This is a genomic window from Bullifex porci, assembly GCF_009695635.1.
GTDB lineage: Bacteria > Spirochaetota > Spirochaetia > Sphaerochaetales > Sphaerochaetaceae > Bullifex > Bullifex porci.
This window is the reverse complement of the sequence record NZ_VUNN01000054.1, coordinates 1-1,526: the sequence shown is the minus strand read 5'-3', so window position 1 is coordinate 1,526 and position 1,526 is coordinate 1. Positions and strand designations below refer to the sequence as shown.

The 1,526-nt window shown below is 48.6% G+C and carries 1 protein-coding gene; it reads left to right on the top strand.

The window, feature by feature from the left end:
- Positions 1-91 precede the first annotated feature (91 nt).
- Positions 92-1,426, top strand: coding sequence for a VirD4-like conjugal transfer protein, CD1115 family (locus tag FYJ80_RS11555; RefSeq protein ID WP_206361093.1), 1,335 nt, complete (start codon positions 92-94; stop codon positions 1,424-1,426).
- The last annotated feature ends 100 nt before the right edge of the window (positions 1,427-1,526 follow it).

Sequence of the window (1,526 nt, the reverse complement as noted above, 5' to 3'; positions counted from 1 at the left end):
TATATCAAAATTACTTAAGATGCTTTTTCCTTTTTTAACTGACTTTTTTTGTCCCTTTTTAGTTGACTACTTTTAAATTGTCCCTTTTCATTTGACTATTTCTGGCCCTTTTCTGTTGACTCTAACACCCAGCCTGCATCTGTTTGATTTCTGCGTCGGCATCGCCGGTGCTTTGATCGTGCGGCTGGTGGTGTACTGCAAGGGCAAGAACGCCAAGAAGTACCGTAAAGGCGTGGAGTACGGCAGCGCCCGTTGGGGAACGGCCAAGGATATTGCGCCCTACATTGACCCCAAGTTTGAAAACAATATCCTGCTGACCCAAACGGAACGGCTGACTATGACCGGGAGGCCCAAAGACCCCAAAACAGCGCGGAACAAAAACGTGCTGGTGATCGGCGGCAGCGGTTCCGGCAAGACCCGCTTTTTCGTTAAGCCCAACCTGATGCAATGCTTTCCGACCACGGACTACCCAACCTCATTTGTGGTGACTGACCCGAAAGGCACCCTTGTTCTGGAAACAGGAAAGATGTTTCAGCAGGCGGGCTACCGCATAAAATTCCTGAACACCATCAACTTTTCCAAATCCATGAAATACAATCCTTTCGTCTACATCCACTCGGAAAAGGACGTGCTAAAGCTGGTAAATACCCTGATTGCCAACACCAAGGGCGAGGGCGAAAAATCAGCGGAGGATTTTTGGGTCAAGTCGGAACGGTTGTTTTACACGGCCCTGATCGGCTACATCTGGTACGAGGCTCCGGCAGAGGAAATGAACTTCACAACGCTGCTGGAAATGATAAATGCCAGTGAAGCCCGCGAGGACGACCCAGAGTTTCAAAGCCCCGTAGACCTGATGTTTGAACGATTGGAGCAGAAAGACCCAGACCATTTTGCCGTGCGGCAGTATAAGAAATTTCTGCTTTCCGCTGGCAAAACCCGTTCCTCTATCCTGATAAGCTGCGGCGCACGTTTGGCCCCCTTTGACATCCGGGAAGTGCGCGAGCTGATGGAGGACGACGAAATGGAGCTGGACACCATCGGGGACAAAAAGACGGTGCTGTTTCTCATTATGAGCGACACGGACACCACTTTCAATTTCATTCTGGCTATGCTCCAAAGCCAGCTTATCAACTTACTTTGTGACCGGGCCGATGATAAGTACGGCGGACGGCTGCCTGTCCATGTGCGGCTGATCTTAGACGAGTTTGCCAACATCGGCCAGATACCAAATTTTGATAAATTGATCGCCACCATCCGAAGCCGGGAAATCTCGGCTTCTATTATTTTGCAGAGCCAGTCGCAGTTAAAGGCCATCTACAAGGATGCTGCCGAAATCATATCGGACAACTGCGATTCTGTGCTTTTCCTGAGTGGGCGCGGCAAAAATGCCAAGGAAATCGTAAGCGTGTTTTCAGCTGATATTTAAGTTTTTTTCCGATTGTATGAAAATTCGTCTAAAAGGACGAAAACAACATGTATAATCACTATCCAGAGCAAACAAGACGTAATGTAGTAGCAGCTCATAG